16 protein-coding genes are annotated in these 24,306 nt (G+C 67.1%); 11 read left to right on the forward strand and 5 right to left on the reverse strand.

From position 1 onward, the window contains the following. Positions 1 to 105 precede the first annotated feature (105 nt). Positions 106 to 1,227 (reverse strand): PQQ-dependent sugar dehydrogenase, encoded by a 1,122-nt coding sequence (locus ACFVVI_RS00005; protein WP_387442016.1) that lies wholly within the window; start codon positions 1,225 to 1,227, stop codon positions 106 to 108. Positions 1,228 to 1,376: 149 nt separating this feature from the next. Here ACFVVI_RS00005 and ACFVVI_RS00010 point away from each other — a divergent pair, with 149 nt between their 5' ends. Next, complete coding sequence (locus ACFVVI_RS00010; RefSeq protein WP_387442019.1) at positions 1,377 to 2,225, forward strand: DoxX family protein; 849 nt, start codon at positions 1,377 to 1,379, stop codon at positions 2,223 to 2,225. A gap of 95 nt (positions 2,226 to 2,320) precedes the next feature. Here the strand turns inward: ACFVVI_RS00010 and ACFVVI_RS00015 are convergent, their stop codons facing one another. Then, positions 2,321 to 2,815 carry a MarR family winged helix-turn-helix transcriptional regulator gene (locus ACFVVI_RS00015; protein ID WP_378997061.1) on the reverse strand — a complete coding sequence of 165 codons (495 nt, stop codon included), beginning with the start codon at positions 2,813 to 2,815 and terminating at the stop codon, positions 2,321 to 2,323. A gap of 86 nt (positions 2,816 to 2,901) precedes the next feature. On the opposite strand from ACFVVI_RS00015, the gene ACFVVI_RS00020 reads away from it, so the two are divergent. Beyond that, entirely contained in the window at positions 2,902 to 4,521 is a 1,620-nt protein-coding gene (locus ACFVVI_RS00020; protein ID WP_378997059.1) for a DHA2 family efflux MFS transporter permease subunit, read from the forward strand. 146 nt (positions 4,522 to 4,667) lie between these two features. Here ACFVVI_RS00020 and ilvD read toward each other — a convergent pair whose 3' ends face one another. Together ilvD and ACFVVI_RS00030 are read right to left on the reverse strand one after the other, a co-directional pair. Beyond that, the gene (gene ilvD, locus ACFVVI_RS00025; protein ID WP_378992058.1) at positions 4,668 to 6,509 is read right to left on the reverse strand and encodes a dihydroxy-acid dehydratase; all 1,842 of its coding nucleotides are present in this window, start codon (positions 6,507 to 6,509) and stop codon (positions 4,668 to 4,670) included. 290 nt (positions 6,510 to 6,799) lie between these two features. Beyond that, entirely contained in the window at positions 6,800 to 7,579 is a 780-nt protein-coding gene (locus ACFVVI_RS00030; protein WP_378992059.1) for a PH domain-containing protein, read from the reverse strand. Positions 7,580 to 7,893: 314 nt separating this feature from the next. Between ACFVVI_RS00030 and ACFVVI_RS00035 the strand changes: the two genes are divergently transcribed. The 6 genes from ACFVVI_RS00035 (at position 7,894) to ACFVVI_RS00060 (ending at position 16,755) form a co-directional block, all read left to right on the forward strand. Next, on the forward strand, positions 7,894 to 9,822 hold the full coding sequence (locus ACFVVI_RS00035; protein ID WP_378992061.1) for an acetolactate synthase large subunit: 1,929 nt from the start codon (positions 7,894 to 7,896) through the stop codon (positions 9,820 to 9,822). Beyond that, on the forward strand, positions 9,819 to 10,322 hold the full coding sequence (ilvN, locus tag ACFVVI_RS00040) for an acetolactate synthase small subunit (protein ID WP_019048314.1): 504 nt from the start codon (positions 9,819 to 9,821) through the stop codon (positions 10,320 to 10,322). Before ACFVVI_RS00035 ends, ilvN begins: the two co-directional genes overlap by 4 nt. A gap of 77 nt (positions 10,323 to 10,399) precedes the next feature. Continuing rightward, the gene (gene ilvC / locus ACFVVI_RS00045) at positions 10,400 to 11,401 is read left to right on the forward strand and encodes a ketol-acid reductoisomerase (protein ID WP_174551969.1); all 1,002 of its coding nucleotides are present in this window, start codon (positions 10,400 to 10,402) and stop codon (positions 11,399 to 11,401) included. Between the two features lie 258 nt (positions 11,402 to 11,659). Further along, the gene (locus ACFVVI_RS00050) at positions 11,660 to 14,536 is read left to right on the forward strand and encodes a toll/interleukin-1 receptor domain-containing protein (protein WP_387442024.1); all 2,877 of its coding nucleotides are present in this window, start codon (positions 11,660 to 11,662) and stop codon (positions 14,534 to 14,536) included. A gap of 71 nt (positions 14,537 to 14,607) precedes the next feature. Beyond that, positions 14,608 to 15,990, forward strand: coding sequence for a TRAFs-binding domain-containing protein (locus tag ACFVVI_RS00055; protein WP_387442026.1), 1,383 nt, complete (start codon positions 14,608 to 14,610; stop codon positions 15,988 to 15,990). 48 nt (positions 15,991 to 16,038) lie between these two features. Further along, on the forward strand, positions 16,039 to 16,755 hold the full coding sequence (locus ACFVVI_RS00060; protein ID WP_387442028.1) for a hypothetical protein: 717 nt from the start codon (positions 16,039 to 16,041) through the stop codon (positions 16,753 to 16,755). On the opposite strand, the gene ACFVVI_RS00065 is transcribed toward ACFVVI_RS00060, so the two are convergent. Then, positions 16,756 to 17,208 carry a DUF4231 domain-containing protein gene (locus ACFVVI_RS00065; protein ID WP_378992067.1) on the reverse strand — a complete coding sequence of 151 codons (453 nt, stop codon included), beginning with the start codon at positions 17,206 to 17,208 and terminating at the stop codon, positions 16,756 to 16,758. A 274-nt stretch (positions 17,209 to 17,482) separates the two neighbouring features. Between ACFVVI_RS00065 and ACFVVI_RS00070 the strand changes: the two genes are divergently transcribed. The 3 genes from ACFVVI_RS00070 (at position 17,483) to ACFVVI_RS00080 (ending at position 24,195) form a co-directional block, all read left to right on the forward strand. Continuing rightward, positions 17,483 to 20,218 carry a WD40 repeat domain-containing protein gene (locus ACFVVI_RS00070; RefSeq protein WP_378992068.1) on the forward strand — a complete coding sequence of 912 codons (2,736 nt, stop codon included), beginning with the start codon at positions 17,483 to 17,485 and terminating at the stop codon, positions 20,216 to 20,218. Further along, a complete protein-coding gene (locus tag ACFVVI_RS00075; RefSeq protein ID WP_378992069.1) occupies positions 20,211 to 22,763 on the forward strand; it encodes a TIR domain-containing protein in 2,553 nt (850 codons plus the stop codon). Before ACFVVI_RS00070 ends, ACFVVI_RS00075 begins: the two co-directional genes overlap by 8 nt. Positions 22,764 to 23,115: 352 nt before the next feature. Beyond that, a complete protein-coding gene (locus tag ACFVVI_RS00080) occupies positions 23,116 to 24,195 on the forward strand; it encodes a DUF4185 domain-containing protein (RefSeq protein WP_387442032.1) in 1,080 nt (359 codons plus the stop codon). The last annotated feature ends 111 nt before the right edge of the window (positions 24,196 to 24,306 follow it).

A 24,306-nucleotide genomic window follows, 5' to 3' on the forward strand; every position in this document is an offset into this window, starting at 1 on the left:
CGGCCCCCCCCCCCCGCCCCCGCCCCCGGTAAACCGCCCCCTGTCGCTGCGGTCCACACCCCCCCCCCCGGACTGCTTGCGCCGCCCGGGCGGCCGCTTCCTCTCCTAGTCCGGGCCGCCTGCTCCACCCTGCGGGGGTGGGATGCGCACGACGCGGTCGTCGAATTCGCCTGGCTCGCCGTCGGTCTTGTTGGTGGTGGTGACCCAGATGCTGCCGTCGGCGCTGGCGGTGGCGCCGAGGAACCTGCCGTACTTGTCCTGCGCGATCAGGGTGGGGGCGGTGGTGACGGCGAACGTCGTGGGGTCCGCGGCGACGGCGGCCAGCGCCTTGCCCTCGCTGAGTGCGATGCCGACGCCGTCACCGGTGGCCGTGCAGCCGCCGACGCCGGGACGGTCGGGCCAGGTCCAGGAGACGCTGAGGGTGCCGTCGGGGCTCAGGTGCTGGAGCCGATCCTCGGCGGCGGTGCGGTCGGTGACCCACATGCCTTCCTTGCCGTCGCGGCAGATGTCGCCGGCCGAACCGATGCCCGACGCCACCACCTGTGGGTTGTTCGTACCCGCCGACGGCGACTCCAGGCGAAGCAGCTTGCCGCCGAGCGAGCCGGGATCGGCTGCGGCGCCGGGGTTTCCGGCGTCACCGGTGAGGATCATCAGCTGCGTCGGCGTCGACCATTCCAGTGCGCCGCGATTTCCGTCGGCGCCCTTGGGAATCCCGGTGAGGATCGGCTTGGCCGCCCCGCCCTTGGACAGCCGCACGACCCGATTGTCGCTGCCGGTGGTGATGTAGGCGTACATCAGCCCGTCCTCACCGAAGGTGGGGGAGAGCACGATATCGGAGATGCCGCCGTCGGCCGACCCGTCGACGGGCACGCTGGCGATCTCCACCGGCGTCTCCTGCGGTGTGCTCGCGTCGACCGGTTTCACCTGCAGGATCCGCCCCGTCTTTCGCTCCGCGACGAAGGCGCCCTCGCCCACCGCGATCAGCCCGGCCCCCGATTCCATGCAGGTGGCGATGACATTGGGATCGGGATCGATACACGGTCCGGTCGGTCGCGGCGGCTGCGAGGGGTCCTCCTGCGGCTTCTTCGGTTCCGCGCCGGACCCACCCAGTTGCGGTTCGGTGGTGAACGGACTCGACGCCGACTCGTCGAAACGGGCGCACCCGGCTAGCAAAACGGCGCTCAGTGCCACCCCGACTGCCACGCGGCCCGCGATTCCCGAACTCATAGGTCAGACGTTACCGGCAGCGGTGCGGGCCTGACACGCCCGTCGCGTCCGAATGCGGCGGCCCGGACGCGACCGGAAGTCGAGCGGGGCTGACACGCCCGTTGCGAGGAAGGGCGGCACACCGGGACGGCACGTCATAAGGTGAGTCGGTGACCGACAAGTCGAATGACACTCCGAAGGCCGAAGGTTCGGCACCGGCCGGGCAGGGCGCGTCGGCGGCGGGTCGCCCGGTGACCAGCCCGTTCGATTCGCCGACGACGCAGATGCGCAAGCCGGATCCGAAGGACATCCCCCGCACCGACGAGGATCTCGGTCTCGACCCCGGTGATGAGGTTCCCGGTGCGAGCACCGCGCAAACCGGTCGTGGCGGCGGCGACGAAGATTACGGGTACGCGACGATCCCGCCCGCGTCGGCGGCCTCGGCGGGCACTGTCCGCTTGCAGCGCCGCAACCGCGAGGCTCGCCGCGGCACCCTGGACCTCGGCCTGTTCGTGCTGCGCCTGGTGGTCGGCTACACCTTCATCTACCACGGTCTGCAGAAGCTGACCGGCTGGTTCCACGGACCCGGCCTCGACGGCACCAAGACCATGATGGAAAGCGGCGGCTGGGACTACCCGTCACTGTCGACCGCGCTGGTGATCGCCGGTGAACTCGGCGGCGGCATCCTCCTGGTGATCGGCCTGGCCACCCCGCTCGCCGCGGGCGCTGTCCTGGCCACGATCCTGAACGCGTGGATGTGGAAGCAGGGCATGGTCCCCGGCTTTCAGTACAACGCGGGCACCCCCACCGGCGTCGAACTCGACTCCGTCCTGGCCGGTTCCGCCTTGGCGATCATCCTCACCGGCCCCGGCCGCTGGTCCTTCGACCGCACCCGAGGCTGGGCCACCCGACCCTCCTACGGGTCCTTCGGGGTCGTCGTCCTGGCTGTCGCCGCCGCCATCCTCACCTTCTGGTTCCTCCACGGCGGCAATCCCCTGAAAGGCGTCGGCCCCTTCTGATCCGACTTTCCGCGTCTTTCGGTCAGATCCAGAGGCGCGGTGCGTCGATGACGCGGCAACTCGGTGAGCCGGTACCCGGTGAGTCGCCGATGTTCTCACGACATCAGTGGTCGCGATGGTGCGGGTTCAGTCAGGTGGGCGGTCATGGTGGCGTGCACGTCGGCCAGGAACGACTCGAACCGTCGCAGCTCCTCGGGGGAGTATTTCCCCATCACCGACTCTTCCACCTTCGTGCCGAGTGGGCCGAAGAAATCGTTGGCGAGAGTGTGGATGCTGGGTGTGCTGCGCAGTGTGATCACGCGACGGTCGTCGTGTTCTCGGCTGCGCACGATATGACCGGCCTGTTCCAGCCGGTTCAGCAGTGCGGTGGTGGCGCTGTTGGACAGCGAGATCCGTTCGCTGAGCCGTGCCGGTGACAGTGTGGTCCCGCGTTCCTCGGCGGTGAGGATCTCGATCAGGGCCTCGGCATCGGTCGAGTGCAACCCGAGCCAGGTCGCGAATCGGCGGGCGAGTTCCCGGTAACTCGCGCCGTAGGCCCGCATTCCTTCGTGGATTCGTTCGTACTGGGCGCGAGCGTCCGACTGGCTCATAGGTTCCTTTCGCATCGTTTGACATCCTATTGCCCTCAATATACTTTGACCATGGAAATATTCCACCATAGAAATAGGAGTGTGCGATGAGTCAAGAGTCGTCCCTTCGTCGATGGCTCGGCTTGATCGCCATTGCCCTCGGCGTGGCGCTGATCGTGGTCGACACCACGATCGTGAACGTGATCATCCCGTCGATCATCGAAGACCTGGACACGGGTTCCACCGAGGCGCAATGGATTCAGGAGTCCTACGCGATCGTCTTCGCGGCGCTGCTGCTGGTGGTCGGCCGGGTAGCGGACATGGTCGGGGCGCGCCGGGTGTTCGTCACCGGTGTGGTGGTGTTCGGCGCGACCAGCATCCTGGCCGGGCTGGCACCGGACGGCGGACTGCTCGTCATCGCCCGATTCCTGCAGGGCGCGGGCGCGGCGATGATCCTGCCGACCTCGCTCGCCCTGCTCAACGCCACCTTCACCGGCAAAGCCCGTGGTCAGGCCTTCGCGGTATGGGGCTCCACGATCGGTGCGGCCGCCGCGCTCGGTCCGCTGCTCGGTGGCTGGCTGGCCGAGCATGTGTCGTGGCGCTGGGCGTTCGGCATCAATGTGCCCCTGGCTGTGCTGATCGTGGTCGGTGTGCTGGCGTGCATCGCGCCGTCGCCGAAGGTCGCCGGTCGACTCGATGTGCTCGGCTCGATCCTGTCGGTGCTCGGCCTCGGGCTGCTGGCCTTCGGGTTGGTCGAGGGCCGCACCTACGGCTGGATCACCACCGTCCATCCGATGGGGATCGCCGGATTCACCTGGGAGAGCGGGCCGTCGCCGGTGCTGGTCGCGCTCGTGCTGAGTGTGCTGGCGCTGGGCGGGTTCGTCGTCCGGCAGGTGCTGTTGCGCCGCGGCGGCAATGCCGACAAGGCGCTGATGGACTTGAGCCTGTTCTCGCTGGCCTCGTTCCGCAACGGCAATATCGCGACGCTGATCATCGGCCTCGGTGAGTTCGGTATCGTCGCCGTGCTCCCGCTGTGGCTGCAGTTCACCCTCGGTTACAGCGCCCTGCAGTCCGGTCTGGCTCTGGTGCCGATCGCCATCGGCAGCTTCATCGCCAGTGGTGCCAGCTTCGGGATGGCAGGGAAGGCCTCGCCGCTGAACATGGTCCGCCTCGGTCTGGGGCTGGAGGTCGTCGGCCTGGCCGCGCTGGGCTTCTTCGCCGCCACCGACAGCTCGTGGTGGTCGATCGCGCTGGTCCTGTGTGTGTACGGCATCGGCGTCGGTTTCGCTACGGCGCAGGTGACCAACGTCGTCCTTGCCGACATCCCCGAAGCCGACAACGGCCAGGCGTCCGGTATCCAAAGCGCCTTCCGCCAACTGGGTTCCGCCCTCGGCATCGCACTGCTCACGACGATCTTCTTCACCACGCTGAGCTCGAATGTCGAAGACGACCTCACCGCGGTCGGTACGCCCCCGGCGCAAGCCCAGCAATACGCGCACGCCATCACCGGCAGCGCGGGCGCGGCGATCGAAGGCTTTGCCGCCCAACCGGATACGCAGGAAGTAGCCACCGCCGGTCGATCAGCCATGACCGCCGGCGTCAACCTCGGCGCCTACCTGGCCGCGGGCTTCGTCCTGCTCGGCCTCGTGGCCACGGCCCTGATTCCCTCCCGAACCGGCCGCGACGACGAGTCGTCGACGTCGACAACACAACCCGCGCTCGTCTGACAGCAGGACAGTCCGCCCCGCCCGCGAATCGCAACCCGTGATTTCGCAAGAACATGGGTAACTTGCCGGGATCGGGCTACCCGATAACAGGCTCGCCGCCGGTCGCATCAACGACCGGCGGCGAGCCTGAATACGCGGGGAGGCGGCTACGGCACCTGACGAACGGCACCCTTGTCCGCCGACGTGGCGAGCGCCGCGTAGGCGCGCAGGGCGGTGGTGACCGTGCGGTCGCGGTTGACGGGCTGCCACGGGCGCTCCGAGGCTTCCATCTTCGCGCGGCGCTCGGCCATGACCTCGTCGGAGACAAGCACTTCCAGCGCGCGGGTGTGCACATCGATGCGGATGCGGTCGCCGTTCTCGATCAGGCCGATGGCACCGCCCGAGGCGGCCTCGGGAGAGATGTGACCGATCGACAGCCCCGAGGTGCCGCCGGAGAAGCGGCCGTCGGTGATCAGCGCGCACACCTTGCCGAGACCGAGACCCTTGAGGAACGAGGTCGGGTGCAGCATCTCCTGCATGCCCGGACCGCCGGCGGGGCCTTCGTAGCGGATGACGACGACGTCACCGGGCTGGATCTTCTTGCCGAGGATCATCGACACCGCGTCCTCCTGCGACTCGACCACCACGGCCGGGCCTTCGAAGGTGAACAGGTCTTCGTCGATGCCCGCGGTCTTGAGGATCGCGCCGTCGGGAGCGATATTGCCGCGCAGCACGCACAGCCCGCCTTCGACGGTGTAGGCGTTCTCGACGTCGCGGATGCAGCCACCGGCGGCATCGGTGTCGAGCGAGGACCAGCGGTTGCTGGTGGAGAACGGTTCCACTGTGCGCACGCCACCGGGGGCGGCGTGGAAGAGCTCGATGGCCTCTTCGGATGCCTTGCCCGAGCGCACATCCCAGGTGTCGAGGTATTCCTCGAAGGAGGCGGTGTGCACGGTGGTGACGTCGGTGTCCAGCAGCCCACCGCGACGCAGCTCGCCGAGGATGGCCGGGATGCCACCGGCACGGTGCACGTCTTCCATGTGGTAATCCGAGTTCGGCGACACCTTCGACAGGCACGGCACCTTGCGGCTGATGTCGTCGATGGTCTGCAGGTCGAAGTCGATCTCGCCCTCCTGCGCGGCGGCGAGGGTGTGCAGCACGGTGTTGGTCGAGCCGCCCATGGCGACGTCGAGGGCCATCGCGTTGCGGAAAGCCTTGGCGTTGGCCACGTTTCGGGGCAGCACAGAGGCGTCGTCGTCCTGGTACCAGCGCTTGGCGATATCGACGATCACCGTGCCCGCCCGCTCGAACAGCGCACGGCGCGCGGAGTGGGTGGCGAGGGTGGAACCGTTGCCCGGCAGCGCGAGGCCGAGCGCCTCGGTCAGGCAGTTCATCGAGTTCGCGGTGAACATGCCCGAACACGAACCGCAGGTCGGGCACGCGGACCGCTCGACTTCGTCCAGTCCTTCGTCGGACACGGCCTGGTTCGCACTCGCGGAGATCGCGCTGACGAGGTCGAGCGGCGCCTGCGCGACACCGTCGACGATCACCGCCTTACCGGCCTCCATCGGCCCGCCGGAGACGAACACGGCGGGGATGTTGAGACGCATCGCGGCGTTGAGCATGCCGGGAGTGATCTTGTCGCAGTTGGAGATACACACCAGCGCGTCGGCGGTGTGGGCGTTGGCCATGTACTCCACGGAGTCGGCGATGATCTCGCGCGAGGGCAGCGAGTAGAGCATGCCGCCGTGACCCATGGCGATGCCGTCGTCGACGGCGATGGTGTGGAACTCGCGCGCGATGCCGCCGGCGGCGGCCACCGCCTCGGCGACGATCTCGCCCATGTTCTTGAGGTGCACGTGACCGGGCACGAACTGGGTGTAGGAGTTCGCGATCGCGATGATCGGCTTACCGAAATCGGAATCGGTCATGCCGGTCGCGCGCCAGAGTGAGCGCGCGCCCGCAGCATTGCGGCCGATGGTGGTGGTGCGTGAGCGAAGCGGTGGCATGGAAGTCCTCGTGATGTCGCTGGGTGCGTGGCGAGCGTGCGCACAGGGGGCTGACCTGCGTGGCACGTGCGCGATCGCGGTGCGTCCGGCAGCCCTTCACGTTACTCCGGCGAGCGATGGTCGCATCGCGCCGGTGGTGGCGTGCGGGGGAGCGGGAACCGGGGCTCGAGGCGGGAGTGTCGCTCCGTGAGGTGTCGCCGCGGTGGTGCCGTCGGCGCGGGGTGCCCGGTCGCCGTCAGCTTACCGGTACAAGGATCGCGCCGACGTGCTCATTCCCACAGTGCCCACGGTCACTGCTCGGTCTTCGGCTCCGCGTCCGGTTCGGCCTTCGCCTCCGACGCTGCAGCTTCGGGCTCGGCCTTCGCGTCGGCTTCCGCCTTCGCCGCGGCCCGCTCGGCGGCGAGACGCTCGGCTTCGGCCGCTTCGGCGGCGGCGAACACATCGGGCAGGCGCCCGCCGGACGCTTCGATCAGCTCACGCAACCGGTCGTAACCGACGGCAGGCAGCTTCACCTCGGATTCGTCGTCGAGCCGGGCGCGCACAGAGCCGCGCTTGGGAATGCTGATCCCCTTGATCCGCGCCCAGTCGAGGTGCTTCGTGCTGGTCATCGAGCTCAGATCCAACCCGGACTCGGACACGGTCGTGTGCGTGCGCACCACCCACCACACCGCGATCACCGGGGCCAGCAGCAGCGGCCACAGGACGGCCGGCCACCCGACGAACGGGAAGAACACGCAGAACGCCAGCACCAGTACGCCGATATAGGCCAGGCGGGGAACGCCGATCACGTGCACACCCGGCGTCGGCGTGTTCGTCCGGCGCGGCATCAGCAGCCAGACGACCACCGCGACGGGCACGATCACCCCGATCCGCACCCCCAGCGACCAGTCCTGCACCGTGCCGACGACGATGAAGACCAGGTAGGCCAGCACCACCGCGCCGATCGCCGCGAGCCGCCCCGGACTGGCCGAGCGCAGGCCGCCGGGTCGCGACGGGCGACCCGTATCGGTTCCCTCGTCGGTGGTGTGGGACGATTTAGCCGGTGGCACGGACTGATGCGGTGATGACACCCTCCTATCCTCGCATCTTGGTACACGGACCCACGCAACCACTCGAGTCCCACAGAATGGGACCGGAGCGGAAAGCCTGTTTGACTCGACGCACTACGCGCGCCTAACGTCGTATGCGTGATTCGAAACGAGCTCGTAATCGGCCGGCGCGTCCAGCGCTGAGCCTGACACCTAGTCAATACGTCAGCTCGCGTTTGCGACGCGCCACCCTCGAACAGCCATGCGCTGGGCGGGGGCTTTTTTGTGTTCGGGCGAATGCCAGCGGCCCTGTCGGGTCAGTCCGAGTCAGAACGAGACAGTGAGGAACGAAGACGGTGAGTGCACCAACCGCACGACCCGGGCCATCGGCCCGCAGGTCAGCGCCTTCAGCTACCCCTGGTAGCCCGGCGACCAACCCCGCCCGCCGCCAGGTCGCGCCCGAGCGCGTGACCGGCGCCCAGTCGGTGGTTCGGTCCCTCGAAGAGCTCGACGTCGACACGGTATTCGGCATTCCCGGCGGCGCGGTCCTTCCTGTCTACGACCCGCTGTTCGACTCGAAGAAGGTCCGCCACGTCCTGGTCCGGCACGAGCAGGGCGCCGGTCACGCGGCGACCGGTTACGCGCAGGCCTCGGGCAAGGTCGGTGTGTGTATGGCCACATCCGGCCCCGGCGCGACCAACCTGGTGACCCCGCTGGCCGACGCCCAGATGGACTCGGTCCCGATCGTGGCGATCACCGGTCAGGTGCCGTCGAGCCTGGTCGGCACCGACGCGTTCCAGGAAGCCGACATCTCGGGCATCACGATGCCGATCACCAAGCACAACTTCCTGGTCTCCGACGCCGCCGAGATCCCGCGCACCCTGGCCGAGGCGTTCTACCTCGCCGCCTCGGGTCGCCCCGGCGCGGTCCTGGTCGACATCACCAAGGACGCGCTGCAGGCCCAGACCACGTTCTCGTGGCCGCCGGAGATGCGTCTGCCCGGCTACCGCCCGGTCACCAAGCCGCACGGCAAGCAGGTGCGCGAGGCCGCCAGGATGATCCTGGAGTCCAAGCAGCCGGTGCTCTACGTCGGTGGTGGCGTCATCAAGTCCGACGCCTCGCCGGAACTGCTCGAGCTGGCCGAGCTCACCGGCATCCCGGTGGTCACCACGCTGATGGCGCGGGGCGCGTTCCCCGACAGCCACACCCTGAACATGGGCATGCCCGGCATGCACGGCACCGTCGGTGCCGTCGCCGCGCTGCAGAAGTCGGACCTGCTGATCACCCTCGGCGCCCGTTTCGACGACCGCGTCACCGGTCAGCTGGATTCCTTCGCGCCCGACGCGAAGGTCATCCACGCCGACATCGACCCGGCCGAGATCGGCAAGAACCGCCACGCCGACGTCCCGATCGTGGGCGACGCGCGTGAGGTGATCGTCGAGCTGATCGAAACCCTCAAGGCCGATCCGCAGGCCGGCGACGCACCGCTGCTGAACCTCACCGAATGGTGGGCCTACCTCAGTGGCATCCGCGAGAACTACCCGCTGGGCTGGAAGACGCCCAGCGACGGCTCGGTCTCGCCGGAATATGTCATCGAGACCCTCGGCCGTCTCGCGGGCCCCGAGGCCATCTACTGCGCCGGCGTCGGCCAGCACCAGATGTGGGCCGCGCAGTTCATCAAGTACGAGAACCCGCGCACCTGGCTCAACTCGGGCGGTCTCGGCACCATGGGCTACTCGGTGCCCGCTGCCATGGGCGCCAAGATGGGCGCGCCGGACAAGGAAGTCTGGGCGGTCGACGGTGACGGCTGCTTCCAGATGACCAACCAGGAACTGGCCACTTGCGCCATCGAGGGGGTGCCGATCAAGGTCGCCCTGATCAACAACGGCAACCTGGGCATGGTCCGTCAGTGGCAGACCCTGTTCTACGAACAGCGCTACTCCAACACCGATCTCGGCACGCATTCCCTGCGCATCCCCGATTTCGTGAAGCTGGCCGAGGCGCTGGGTTGCGTCGGCATCCGGGTGGAGAAGGAGTCCGAGGTCGAGGACGCGATCCGCCAGGCCCAGGCCATCACCGACCGCCCGGTCGTGATCGACTTCATCGTCGGCAAGGACGCCCAGGTGTGGCCGATGGTCGCCTCGGGCACCAGCAACGACGAGATCATGTTCGCCCGCGGCATCCGTCCGCTCTTCGACGAGGACGAGTCGGTCTCCGAGCCGGCCGTCATCCACGAGGCGATGGAACGCGAGCAGGCCACCTCCGAGAAGGGCGACGACGAATGAGCACCACCCACACCCTGAGCGTCCTCGTCGAGGACAAGCCGGGCGTGCTGGCGCGAGTCGCGAGCCTGTTCTCGCGCCGTGGCTTCAATATCGAATCCCTGGCCGTCGGTGGCACCGAGATCCCCGAGATCTCGCGGATGACGATCGTCGTGACCGTCGACGATCTGCCCCTCGAGCAGGTCACCAAGCAGCTCAACAAGCTGATCAACGTCATCAAGATCGTGGAGCAGGACGCCGACGCCTCGGTGGCCCGCGAGCTGATCCTGGTGAAGGTGCGCGCCGACGCGTCGGTGCGCACGCAGGTGATCGAGGCCGTGCAGTTGTTCCGCGCCAAGGTGATCGACGTGTCGCCCGACGCGCTGACCATCGAGGCGACCGGCACCCGTTCCAAGCTCGACGCGCTGCTGCGCATGGTCGAGCCGTACGGGATCCGCGAGATCGTGCAGTCCGGTGTCGTGGCCGTCGGCCGCGGCCCCAAATCGATCACCGCGACCCGCTGAACCTCCTTCAGCAACCTCCGCGATAACTTTTCCTAACCGCATTCATTCAGAAGGGACCAACCAAAGTGGCAGTCGAGATGTTCTACGACGACGACGCTGACCTGTCGATCATCCAGGGCCGCAAGGTCGCCGTGATCGGTTACGGCAGCCAGGGCCACGCGCACTCGCTGAGCCTGCGCGACTCCGGCGTCGACGTCCGCGTCGGCCTGGCCGAGGGTTCGAAGTCTCGCCCGAAGGCCGAAGAGGCCGGTCTGACCGTCGGCACCCCCGCCGAGGTCTCCGCCTGGGCCGACGTGATCATGGTGCTCGCGCCCGACACCGCGCAGGCGTCGATCTTCACCAACGACATCGAGCCCAACCTGAAGGACGGCGACGCGCTGTTCTTCGGCCACGGCCTCAACATCCACTTCGGTCTCGTCAAGGCTCCGGCCGGCGTCACCGTCGCGATGGTCGCCCCGAAGGGCCCCGGCCACCTGGTGCGTCGTCAGTTCGTCGACGGCAAGGGCGTTCCGGCTCTGATCGCTGTCGATCAGGACCCGACCGGCGAGGGCCAGGCCCTGGCGCTGTCCTACGCCAAGGGCATCGGCGGCACCCGCGCCGGCGTCATCAAGACCACCTTCAAGGAAGAGACCGAGACCGACCTCTTCGGTGAGCAGGCTGTGCTCTGCGGTGGCACCGAGGAACTGGTCAAGATCGGTTTCGAGGTCATGGTCGAGGCGGGCTACGCCCCCGAGATGGCCTACTTCGAGGTCCTGCACGAGCTCAAGCTGATCGTCGACCTGATGTACGAGGGCGGCATCGCCCGCATGAACTACTCGGTCTCCGACACCGCCGAGTTCGGTGGCTACCTGTCGGGCCCGCGCGTCATCGACGCCGGCACCAAGGAGCGCATGAAGGCGATCCTGACCGACATCCAGGACGGCACCTTCGTCAAGCGCCTCGTCGCCAACGTCGAAGGCGGCAACAAGGAGCTCGAGGGTCTGCGCAAGGAGAACGCCGAGCACCCCATCGAGGTCACTGGCGCCAAGCTGCGCGGCCTGATGAGCTGGGTCGACCGCCCGATCACCGAAACCGCGTAAGTACTTCGCACATCCGAAAGGCCCATTCGCCATGTGCGAGCGGGCCTTTCGGTATTTCGGTGTACAACGCTGCGCGCCGAGTCTTGCGAATTGCTTGCTGCAACAGGCTGGATATCGAGGTGTCGCGATGCGGGCCGCTCGTTGTTTTCCGGGAAAGGCTGGACAGCGTGCGCGCGGTGTCCCATCCTGGGCCAGGTGACCAATGTGTATGCAGCCATACAGGTTTGGGGTGGACGGTGGCTGCCGTGGAAGCGGTCGATGAATCGACCGCGACAACCCGACGTCTTCATCTCCTACAGCCACCGAGCCGATCATGATCTCGCGCCCGCAGTGCGCACCGGCCTCGCTCACCTCGCGCGCCCGTGGACCCGCACGCCCGCGCTGAGGGTGTTTCTCGACGAGAACGACCTCACCGCGACACCGACCCTGTGGCCCGACATCGAGAAGGTACTCGCCGATTCCCGGTACTTTCTGTTGCTGGCCTCGCCCGAGGCCGCCGCGTCGGGGTGGGTACGCGATGAAGTCGATTACTGGCGTCGGCACAAGGATCCCAGCCGGTTCCTCTTCGCGCTGACCGACGGTACCGCGCCACAATGGGACGCCGGCACCACGGACTACGACTGGGGCGCGACCGATGCGCTGCCGGATGTCTTGCGCGGCTACTTCACGCACGAGCCGAAATGGGTCGACCTGCGCGACGGGCGATTCGATCGGCCAGATCTGCGTGATCTGCGGTTTCAGGATGCGATAGCGACCCTCGCCGCGCGAGTGCACGGGCGCAGCAAGTCCGACCTGGTCGGCGAAGATATCCAGCAGCAGCGAACCTTCGAGCGGCGCCGCAACGCCGCTGTCGCCGGGTTGGTGGGGTTGCTCGTCGTGGCGATCCTGACCGGCATAGGGCTGTTCTTCCAGGTGCGCGAAACACGGGAACAGCGAGACGCCGCCGAACTGCAGGCACGGATCGCGACCTCCCGGGCGCTCGCGGCCCAGGCCGCGAACCTGATCGGCGACGAAGACGATCTGGCGTATCTCCTGGCGTTGGAAGGGCTCCGGCTCGGCGCGACCAGGGAATCGGTCGACGTCTTGAATCGGGCACTCGCCAACGACCGACTGGCGCGGACGCTACGTGGCCACCGCGGCCCGGTGCCGTCGGTCGCGTTCAACGCGAACGCCACGCTGGTGGCCAGTGGCGGTTGGGATTCGACGGCGAGGGTGTGGGACGCGCGGTCCAGTCGACAGCTGCGGCAATTGGAAGGCCACACCGGAGGGGTGTCGGCCGTCGCCTTCAGTCCGAAGGACGCGGTGCTGGTCACCGCGGGCAACACGTCGGACGCGACTGTTCGGGTGTGGAGCACCGAAACCTGGGAGCAGGTAGTTCCGCCGTTGCCACAGGCGGGCGGCGCGGGTCTGCTCGCTTTCAGTCCGGATGCGTCGCTGCTGGCGAGCGCGGGCAGTGGCGACTCGGTGCGGTTGTGGGATACGCGGACCTGGACCGAGCTCAGCGATCCGGTGATCCACCCCGGAGGGGTCACCGCATTGGCTTTCGGCGCGGACGGCACCCTGGCCACGGGCGGGGCGGACAGGACCGTGCGGTTGTGGAACCCGAGTACTCGCCAGCTGTTGGGTGCTCCGCTGCCGGGCGCCGACCAGGGTGCGACCGGGGTGACCTCGATGTCGTTCAGCCCGGATATGCGGCTGCTCGCCATCGCCGATGCCAATCTGCGAGGCACCGTCACCTTGCTGGATCTCGCTACCCGAACCGCGATCGGTGACCCGTTGCAGGGGCATTCTAGTGTTGTGCCACGGGTGGCGTTCAGCGCTGACGGTCGGTGGTTGGCGACGGCGAGCTGGGACGGTGACGTGCGCCTGTGGGATCCGAATACCAGACAGCAGATCGGCGAACCGCTGACCGGCCACGACAATCCGCTGTTCGCCGTGACGTTCAGCGCAGTCGGCAGGCAACTGGCGGTCGGTACCGGCGATGGGTCCGTGCGGCTGCTGGATCCGGACAATGTGAAGGAGACCGGCGGGGTACTCCGTGGTCACCGTGACAGCGTCACCGGTGTCGAGTTCAATGGTGACGAGGTGGTGACCGCCGGGCTGGACGGGACCGTGCGGCGCTGGGACCCGAAAACCGGCAAGCCGGCGGGCAAGGACCTCATCGGTGCGGGCGACCCGTTGCCTCCTGGTCAGATCTTCCGTACCGACGATTCCCGCGTCGGATACAACGGGCCGGTGACGGCGATGGCCATGCGCCCCGGCCCCACGCTGGTCGGCGCGCTTGGACTGATCGAGGAGGACGTGTGGATCTGGGATGTCGAGAACGGGAAGAAGCTCGTCACCGAACTCGATGAGAGGGATGTCGAGGCGATCGCTTTCCATCCGAGCCGAGATGTCCTCGCCGCGGGGTCGGACGGCACGGTCCGGCTGTGGGACGCCAGGACGGGCCGACAGCTCGTCGGGTCGCCGATCGTAGACGCGGGCACGGTGTCGGCGCTGGCGTTTCATCCGCGTACCGGGTTGCTCGCCGTTGGCGCCTTCGACGGTTCCGCGCGGGTCTTCGACATCGACACGGGCAAGCCGATCGGTCCACCGCTGGTAGGTGGCACGGGAAAGATCGAGGCGCTTGCCTTCGATCCCACCGGGGAACGACTGGCGGTTGCCGGTGTGGCGGTGCAGCTGTGGGACCTGCCCTCCGGACAGCCGCTCGGGCCGCCGATGCGTGGCGATATCGAGGGGATGAACTCGGTCGACTTTCACCCGAGTGGAAAGTTGTTGGCCACCGGCGGTGACGACAAGACAGTTCGACTATGGAACGCGCAGACTCGACAGCAAGTAGGCGAACCGCTGCGCGGGCACTCCGGCCCGATCACGTCGACGGCATTCCATGGGGGCGGCGAAATGCTGGTTTCCGCGAGTGACGACGACACCGCCAGGGTTTGGGGTCCGGCGCTGTGGATTCGTGAAGCCTGTCGACGGGCTGGTCGCAATCTCACCGAGACGGAGTGGGATCGGTATCTCGGGGACAGGGCGTACACGCGAACCTGCCAGGAATTCGACGCGGGCGAAGGAGCGGAGCCGAACGCCGGGATCGGCGCGGCCTATCCGACGCTGTACGACATCTTTGTCGGATGAGCCGGACGAGACCACGAATCTCGCTGGTTCGATGAACACTATTGCGGTGCAAGCTGATCGGACGGTCAAGCATGAACGACAGCGTTTTCTCGGCGAAGCCGTTGTGCTTCGTGATCATGCCCTTCGGTACCAAAGGCGAGGCGGCCTCGGCGATCGAATTCGACCGGGTGTACGAGTCGATCGTCAAGCCCGCGGTGCAGGACGCGGGCATGGCCTGCCTGCGGGCCGACGAAGAGCAGTTCGGTGGGTTCATTCACCGAGCGATGTTCGAGCGGTTGATGGTGTGTGACTACGTGGTCGCGGACCTGACGCAAGCCAACGCGAACGTGTACTACGAGCTCGGAATCCGCCATGCCCTTCGACCCTGGAGTACCGTCCTGATCTCGGCCGCGGGATTCCGATTGCCGTTCGATCTCGCTCCTGAGCGAGTCCACCGGTACGAGCTGGACGCGGTCGGGTGCCCGAGCCGCCCGGAGGTCGACCGCGCGGAGCTGACGAAACAGCTGCGGCTCGCACGCGCCGAACAACGTACCGACAGCCCGTTGTTCGAGCTGTTCACCGGGCTGACGACGCCCAAGCTCTCGAAGTCCGATCTCGAGGCCTTCAACGACCGCTTCGAAGTCTCCGAAGCGGTCCGTCGGCAACTCGACGAGGCACGTGAGGCGGCGCGCGGCGATGACCGTCGTGGACGCGAAGAGGCCGTCGAGCAGATATCGCGGGTCCGTCTGGCGCTGTCGGACCTCCACGGGTACGACGAGAGCCTGTTGATCGATCTGTTGCTGGCCTATCGGGACTTTCGAATGTGGCGGGAGATGATCGACCTGGTCGATGACCTTCCGCCCTCGCTCGCCCGCAGTGTGACCGTGCGCGAGCAGCGGGCCTTCGCGCGAAATCGATTGCAGCCGGGAAGCATCGTCGCCGAAAACGAACTGCGTGAGCTGTGTCAGGAGTACGGCAGCAGTAGTGAGACCCTCGGCCTTCTCGGCAGAATCTATAAGGATCGATGGTCCGCCGCGCAGGGCACACCGCAGGCGCGCGGGTATCTTCGGCTCGCGATCGACACCTACGCTGCCGGATTCGAGCTCGACTGGCGCGACTACTACCCTGGCATCAACGCGGTTCATCTGCTGTGGATCGATGACCGACGCAGCAAGCGTCTCGCGCAGCTGCTTCCGGTGGTGGAGTACGCGGCACGCGCCCGCATCGTCCGAGGTGGGGCAACGTATTGGGACTACGCCACCATGATCGAGCTCGCGATCTACGACGGCCGAATGCCTGATGCGCTGGATTGGCTGGACCAGGCGCTCGGCACAACGCCGAGTGATATGGAAAAGGAATCGACCTACACCACGATCAGGCGATTGCGTAGTTACTGTGACGGCGACGACGAATACTGGGACGCGCTGATCGAGGGGTTGGCCCCTGGTTCGCGTGGGCTCGCGGATCAGCCCTGAGCGAACGAAGTATGTTGCGTCACAAGTGAAGTCGACAGAAAGAGCGCCGTGCCCCCGCCAACTATCACCATCCTGGATTCGCTGGATACGATCGACGAATCCCTGCGACGGACCACGCTGACGCCCGGTCGCCCGGTTCTCGTGCTGGTCGGCGGCGCCGCCGGGCTGCCCGTCGACCCGGACAGTCCGCTGGCCCGTCTCCTCGTCGAGCACGTTGTGCCGCTGATCGAACAGCTGGGCGCGGTGGTCGTCGACGGCGGCACCGACGCGGGTGTGATGCGCATGGTCGGTGATGCGCGGCGCTCGGCGGACGCGACTTTCCGGCTGGTCGGTGTGGTGGCCGAAGGCACAGTGCGGTTACCCGGAGCGCCCCCACCTCGAAGTCCGGATTGGGCGCACGTCGAGCCGGGGCACACCGACATCGTGCTGGTGCCGGGCTCGGAGTGGGGTGACGAGTCGCCGTGGTTGGCGGCGGTGGCGACGGCGATCGCGGGCCGTGCGGGCTCGGTGACGATGCTCGTCAACGGCGGTGCCATCGCCTATGTGGATGCGCTCAACAGTTTGGCGGTGGGTAGGGCGGCTGTCGTTTTGGCGGGATCGGGTCGAACGGCCGACGAGATCGCCGATGCCAGGACGATCGGGACGAACGACCGCGCCCTGGCGATCGCGGACTCCCCGCTCACCACGGTCGTCTCGATCGCGGACCCGGTCGCCGTCGCGGCCGCTCTCCGTGCCCGGATCGCCGAATCCGCCGAACTCGAATAGCTACTTCTGTGTCTCGTCGGCGTCTTCGTGCAGCGCGACCCATGACGACGTCTCCGCGGCGATGATCGCCTCGGTGCGATCGGCGAGTGCCCGCTTGCGCCCGCCGTCACGGTAGGGCCCGGACTTGGCCAGATACAGGAACTTCTCGCGTTTGAGCGCCTCCGCCGTCGCGCGATAGCGAATCCAGTTCGACTGCCACTGAAACAGCTGCAGGGCTCCCTCGGCCGCCACGAGGGTAGCCGCGATGGTCGCGGTGATGACAGCGGGGGCGGCCAGTGCCGCGACCGGTAGCAGTGCGCCGATCACGATCTGCGCCAGCTTGATCCGTTTGTATACGCGCTGAGCAGCCGCGGCCTTGGTGCTGTACCACGTCAACTGTCCGGTCAGCCGTTCCCAGGCGACGTCATCGTCGCCGTGGTCAGGGCGGACCGGTGTGTCGATCTGGGTGCTCATGGTTTCTCCGATGGGACCGCGAGAGGGATCGCTGCCGTCCGGGAAAGCGACCGTTTGGTCCAGTCCTGTTGCGGCAGAGTCGATCAGCTGTGCGGTCGAGAATAGACGACCCATTGGTGGTGTGCGGCCGGAACAATCTCGATGTTACCGGCCGGAACCTCCGCCCTCGCGGTGCCATAACTCGTACTATGCCGATGAAATCTGTTGCACAGGAACCTTTTCCAATCGACTCGACCTGCCGGGCAACAATCCGTAACGCAGTGAGGTACTCGACGTGATCAGAATCGACGTGCTCCACCGGCCCGAAGACGCGGACCGAATCCAGCCGCTACTGGCCGCCTTTGACGCGGAAGGGGTGAGAACAGGTGCCCCCCAGGCCGAGCCACCGTCGGATGCGACGCTGGTCGTGGTGTTCAGCGAGGCAATGGCGGACGAGGTCGAGCGGACCGGCATGGATCTCTTGACCGAGGTGACCAGTCGCTACCGCACGGTGGTGCCGATGGCCTACGTCCCCGACGTGCCCGACCCGTTCGACAAACTCAATCCGTGCTATCTGCCCCGGGTCACGGTCAGTGATGCCGCCAAGCGGGTCACCGCGATCGCCCGCTACGGCGGCGCCGATATCGTCGAGTGGGCCAGACTCGTCGACCAGGCCTCGAAGTGGCGAACGGCCGAGTCGACGGCGTTGTTGAACGAGTCGGCGCTGTCGGCGACCCACGGGCTCCTTCGGTCCGTCCCCGCCCGATCGTCACCCCATGTCGAGACGGTGCGCGCGTTCGTCGCCGCGAGCTCGTCGGCGGTGGCCCGGCGTCGCCGTCGAACGGGCGCTGTGCTCGCGGTGACCATTGTCGCGTTGGCCGCGCTGGTCACCTTCGCGACCGTGCAGACCGTGGGAGCGCGTCGAGCACAATCGGCCGCCGACCGAGCCGCCGACGCCGCCACGGCCGACCGTCTCAGTAGGGTCGCCGTCGAGCTGATCGGGTCGGATCCCGACTTGCCGAGCATTCTGGTCACACGAGCCGAGCAGCATGCTGCGACCGACGCCGTCCGTGGTGCCGCCGCCGCCGTCGCGGCGCAGACCTGGCCGCATACCGCTGTCCGGCTCGACTACCTGCCGCGTGAGGTGAGCGCCGCGCAGACCTCGACGCGCATCGCGATCACCGCGTACGACCAGACAGTCATCCGGGTTTACGACGCTCCGGGTGGCAATGAGATCGGGGTTTTCGACTATCACGAAGGTAGCGGGGAACCGGGTGGTGGCTTCGGCGAACTCAGCCCGGACGGCGAGCTGCTGGTGACCACCGAGCGTCTGCCCGGTCCGATCAAGGTCTTCGACGTCGCAGCGCGCGAACAGTTGACACAATCCACCAGTTGGCGAACCGATTACGATCGGCTGCTCGGTTGGTGGGACAACGACGAGGTACTGCTCGCCAGGAACTCGTCACTGCTGCGTATCGACGCTCGAACCGGGGCGAGCGTCGACGCTTTCGCGGCTCCGCCGGGCACGGTCATCAAGGCCGCCGACCGCAGCCGCAACGGCCGTCATCTCGCCGTCGCCACCGAGGAGTCGGTGTTCCTGGTCGACGCGCAGACCGGTGCGGTCACCGGAACTGTCGACGCGCGCGGAATCTCGAAACTACAGGTGAACGATAACGGCACCCGCGCGCTCGGGATCGCCGATGATGGGAATCTGTGGGATCTCGAGCTCGACGACGGCTCCGGCAATGCCGGAGCCACCGATTTCGACGCGTTCGCGTCGTCGATCCTGGATGTCGACGGTCAGTACCAGCTGGTCGGCGATCCGGGCGGTTCGCTCAGTCTGGTCGCCGCCGAGTACACCACCAAGGCGATCCAGCGAGTGCGCGCACACACCGCGGGCAGGGTTCAGCTGGCCGCGTTGTCGACAGGACAGGTGGCGACTGTCGCGGTGGACCAATATCTGCGGATCTGGGACACCCCGGCGAGCGCGCGACTCGGCGTCCCGACCGGAATGGGCATTGTGAGCAGTTCCGCGCGGATGACCAGCCACCTGGTCGAGACCTCGCCGCTCGGCTCGGCCCGCAATCAGATCCGTCACGCGGCTGCCGGGTTGTATCCGACGACGATCCTGCCGGGGTACGCGCGCTTGATCGACCGCGAGACGATGGCCGATGTCGGCACGAAACCCTACTTCGGCGGACTCGATACCGATGTCTTTCTCTCCGACAACGGCCGATACATCGCGACCGTCGGTACGAAGCGGACGCGCGTGTGTGCCTTTGCCGAGCAACCACGATCGCTCAGCGAAGAGTGCAAACAGGCCAAGGGCGGTCCGGTCCCCATGGCCATCGGTGCGGGCAAGCGGGGAATCGGCGATCTCAGCGACGACGGGTCGATAGTCGGCGTGGCAGACAGCCTCACTGTGGGATCTGTCGAGATATCGAGCGCGACGAACCGAACTCATCGCTTCGATGTCGAACGCGCGCCGGTCGCGGTCTTCGCCGCCGCCGGGGAGGCGAGCGTGGTCACCGCCGATGGATATCTCCGAACTCTGACCGGCGCGGAGTACGAGCTGGCGGGCCCGGTGGATCTGGGCGCCGCGGCGATGACCATCGCCGCGGCGGAGGTGATCGACCTCGGTCACATGTACTTCGTGACAGTTGGCGGTGACATCGTGGCACTGCGCTCGGGCCGGACCCGGATCGTCGGCAATATCGGTGCGGAGGCCGCGCCGTTCGCGCTGCGTGTGTCGCCGTCGGGCGAGCGCATCGCGGTGATGACCGAACGCGGGATCGTCGTGGTCGACACGCAGCGCGGAACCGAACTCCTGCGTGAGCCGAGCCTTGGATCGGTGATGGTGACCGATGCGGCCTTCACCGACGATGCGCGGGGCCTCATGCTGGTCACCGGGATCGGGACCGTGCGCAAGCTCGAGCTCGGCGGCTCGGTAACCGGCCACCGAGCACCACGCGAGGCGACCGCGGCGGAAGTTTCCGTATTCGACCTCGGGGGAGAGCCACACCATGGCTGACATCGCGATCTCGTACTCGCATCTCGACACCGAACTCGCGTACGAGGTGCGTAACGAACTTCTCGCCGCGGGGCACACGGTCTGGATCGATGAGACCGGCGACTTCGGGGCAGACGCCGACGGCATCGCGGTGCCCTTCGGTGCCGATCATTGGCAGGTCATCGAGGCGGAGTTCGCGGCGGCCGATCTCGTCGTGGTGATCGACACTGCGCGGTGGTGGGCCTCGCCCAACTGTGCCAGGGAATACGACACGCTCACGAGCTGGGGAAAGTGGGTCGAATTCCACCAGCCCGGTACCACCGACGTCGTCGCGTTGGCCGCACCGCTGGCGTCGAGACGCCACATCACCGGTGCGCACGCGCGGCTCATCCAGCGGATGGAGTCGACCGGCCCGCACTCACCCGGGCTGGTCGAGCGCTGGTTCCGTCGAGCAGACGCCGATGACGCCAGGACGATACTCGGTCCCGACGCCGCCACCGCCGGGATCACGGTCGGCGAGCGACTGGGGGTCGTGGCTGAGCGCGCCATCGACAACGCGAACCGGGTCCGCCGGCGAGTCCTTCGATCGGCGACGGTGCTCACGGCGGTATTGGCCGTCTGTGCTGTTGTCGGGTTGATCGCGCTGAACGTCGCGGTGCGACAGCGTGATTCGGCTACTCGTTCGGCGAATACGTCGATGTCGTTGAACACCGCGTCGCAGGCAGGTGATCAGGACGACACGAGTCAGGCGTTGGCTCTGGCGCATCGAGCGGCCGGTTTCGCGCCGACGTCGGCCGCGACGTCGGCACTGAATGTGGCCAACGCGAACAACAGACGGCTGCAGTCCTTTTCGATAGCGCATCGTGAGTATGTCGGCGCCCAGTGGGCGGCGGACGCACCGATCATCGTGGCCTACACCCGTACCGGGATCTACCAGCTCGACGCGCGCAGCGGACGCGAGATCGCGTCGATCGGGCTCGGTGAACGCTCGATCACATCGATCGCGGTCTCCCGGACGGGCGAGCGGGTCGTGCTCGGCGACGGCGTCTTCCTGCTCGTCGCGGACTTCGTTGGTGGCCGAGTCGAGGAAGTGACCGGCAACGTCAACTTTGTCGCAACCGCTGACGGCGAGCACGTCTGGGTCGCGTCGAGCGCGGAGTGGCCGCAGTTGCGTCGGACCGCGTTCCGTGACGCCGCGAATCCGATCGGTGGTACGACCTATCGGCTGCCGACTGCCCCGAAGGCGCTCGCAATCGATGAGAGCCGCCGCGTCGTCGACTATCTCGACGGTCGGGGAACCTTGCACTCGGCCCGCTTCACCGAGACCGAATTCGTCGACGTCGGCACGCACGAGCTCGTGCCGCCCGCGGAGGTCGACGTGGACGAACGCGGTGCGAGGATCTCGCGTTGCGGGGAGAACGTCTACGGCGTCACGCCGAAACGTGGACTGTTCGACATAAGCTTTTCCCGGATCGGTGGGCGAGTAACCACCGAGGACGTGTCGTTCTTCAGTTACCCGCCCATTTGCAACCCGGACGGGACCGCGTGGGGTACCTACGTCTCAGGGCCGAGCGGTCGGGCTTTCGGTGGTGGTCCGACGCCCTACCTTCCCTGGGGCGTCAACCGGTATGTCCCGGTGGTCGACACGGTCGGCGCCCGAACAGCGGTGGTTACCCCGGACGGGTGGCTCTATGTGATGCCGGGCGAGCGTATCGAGGTGCGCGAAATCGACGATGCCACCGCGCTGATCGCCTTGCCGACCACGGAATTCGCGATCCGGCGCGACGGTTCGGTCGTCGACACCGCCACCGGGGTGGTCACCGGCCACGCGGGAAGCGAGGCACTCAGCCCCCTCGCTCTGACAATCGGCAGTGTCGCCATGATCGGCACCGACGACGGCATCGTGCGCATCGATGAGCGAGGTAGTGCCTCGCTGGTGGTCGCGGTCGACCGTCGCGAGGTCGCCTCGATTCGTGCTGGTTCGGACTCGAAGACGTTCGTGGCGGCCGGCGGTCGAACGGTGCGACTGCTCGGTGTCGACGGCAGCGTTCGCGCGATCGAGATGAGCTGGCTCGACAGCCGATATCGATTGGCCGACGCCGACATCTCCCCTGACGGCCGCTCCCTTGTGGTATCGACGACCGGCGGGCAAGTCGCGGTCGTCGACCTGAACGCGCCCGCTTCCGCGAGATTCTGGGCGCAACAGATGCCGGTCGGCTCGATCCTGCCGGTCGCCTTCGTCGCGCGCACCGGCGCGGTCTTCGTGGTCGGCGCCGATGGGATCGTCCGGTTGCTCGGTCCCGAGCTCGACGTTCGTGCAACGGCCTTTGTCGGCGATCAAGTGCGGCAGGCCGAGCTGTTCGGTGATCACGCGGTCGTCACCTCCTCGCGCAACGGCATCACCGTCTTCGATACCGGCTCCCTGGTCGTCACCGATGCGATCCCGGCGAAGGTCACCTCGGTGACGGCGTTCACCGTTCGGGGGAACCAGTTGGTCGGACTTTCTGTAGGTACCGAAGGCGAGGAGGCAACGCAGAGCCGCCGGATCCGGATTCCATTGCCATGAGGTAGCCGCGTCGACGGCAAGGGCGTTCCGCCTCTGATCGCTGTCGATCTCGAATCGGCCCTGCTGCGCGCGCGAGCCGACATCGACAACGTGGGCTGACGAGATCGAGATCGTCCCCGACCTGAGTCTGCCGGTGGCGGCAACCGGGCACCGACCGCGGCTTCGACCGAGACCGCGACCTGGGGTCGAGTCTCGATGCCCTGCTCGCATTCTGAAGCCCGTTCTCGGGCAGATCGGATCGCTCAACTATCTCCGGGTAACCTGAATCGGTGACGGAAACGACACCAGCCCAACGATTTTGGATCGAGCCAACCGAGGGGTGTGTGTCATCCGCGTCACGGATCTGAACCCTGTGCCTTCGGCTGACCTCGGTGGCGGTGATCTCGCGATTCCGTTCGAGCTGCCCAACGGCGATGTCGGCTTCATCTGGGGCGACTCGTTCTCCGGGGACGGTCCGTACGGTCCACCGATGGGCGGTATCGGGAACTGGCGTTCCCCCATCATCACTCGCACATCTGCGCGCGACCCCGCCGAGCCGATCGTCATGGCCACCGCGCCGGGTACCGACGGCCGCCAGCTGTGGGACTACCAGCACGACAACGCCGAGTACTCCACCGTCCTGCCGTGCGACGCGATGACCATCGACGGCCGGATCTACCTGTGGGTCATGTACACCCAGGGCCTGGGCAACGAGAAGTGGTGCGAGGTATGGACATCCGACGACAGCGGTGTCACCTGGGCGCGCAGCGGGTCGAAGTTCTGGTGCGGCGCGTTCGACGGCAAGCGGGTCATGATCTCCTGGGCCAAGGACCCGCACAGCGACTGGGTGCACATCATCTCCACCGGCGGCCTGGCCAGGAACAAGGACATGCTGCTGTGGCGCGCGACGGTCGACGGCCTGTCCGATCCGCACGCCTGGCAGGGCTGGGGCTGGGACGGCGGCAACTGGGCCTGGAACCGTGAGCCCACGCCGATCCTGCCCGGTTGGCAATTCGGCGAGATCTGCCTGCGCTATGTCGAGAACAGGGCCGTGATCTCCGGATTCGACGCGGGGGACTACTCGATCTTCGTCAAGGTCGGCGACCGCATCGACAACACGAACTGGATCACGACCCACACACACCGGCCGATCACCGGGATGTCGCGCGGTGTCGACACCGTCGCGCGCCTGTACGGCGGCTACATACACCCCTACAGCAGGCTCGAAGACGGCAAGTTCACCCTCATCGTCTCCGAGTGGGCGCAGAACGGGAATCCCTATCGGGCGACCCAATTCACCTGCACCGGGATTCACCGGAAGGTGCTCGTCCCGGCCCCTGACCCGGAACCGGCGCCCGAGCCCTGGCCGACTACACCACCGGACCCGCATCGGACCTGGTGGCAGGAGCTCGTCCGCCGAGTCGACGAGTGGCGCAGGCGCCTTGGTCCGTAGCGCCACCCGCCCCCTTGCTGTCGGCGGTCGATAGCGGGAGTCATCGCTCGATGAGTTGTTCGTGTTTGCTGGGTGGTGGCGCACTCTGTCACCGCATGGTTACCCGCTGGT

Origin of the sequence: Nocardia sp. NPDC058114 (assembly GCF_042884695.1) — a bacterium.
GTDB lineage: Bacteria > Actinomycetota > Actinomycetes > Mycobacteriales > Mycobacteriaceae > Nocardia.